Annotated in this window: 1 protein-coding gene; it reads left to right on the top strand. The window is 39.3% G+C overall.

The window, feature by feature from the left end:
* Window positions 1-359, top strand: a 359-nt coding sequence (locus BBG47_RS30535; protein ID WP_254659964.1) for an IS3 family transposase, incomplete at both ends; no start/stop codon positions are given.

The raw sequence follows: 359 nt of genomic DNA, 5'->3' as shown, positions 1-359 counted from the left end.
TTATTACTATCATAAGAAAGCACAATTACGAAGCAAATTAGTGAGTGAGGGACGCCCAACACCAGGATTCTCGCAGCTTATAAATGGTTTCAAAATATCTGATGAACAGATTAAAGAATGGCTTATGGAGCTTATCGCTAGCGATGGGGCTAGTTATGGTTACCGTAAATTGACGGTGGTATTGCGCGAACAGCACAATCTTCGCATAAACAAGAAGAAAGTATATCGACTGTGCAAGGAACTGGGTATCCTAAAGCCGCAACGTCAGAAACGAGTTCGATTTTCGAAAAAGATCGCATCAAATCGAACGATAACAAACTCCAATCAATTGTTTGAAACCGATATTAAATACGGTTATA

This window comes from Paenibacillus sp. KS1 (genome assembly GCF_001680695.1).
Lineage (GTDB): Bacteria > Bacillota > Bacilli > Paenibacillales > Paenibacillaceae > Paenibacillus_B > Paenibacillus_B suaedae.
Note: the sequence above shows the minus strand (reverse complement) of the source record. Positions and strands in the feature narration are given on the sequence as shown.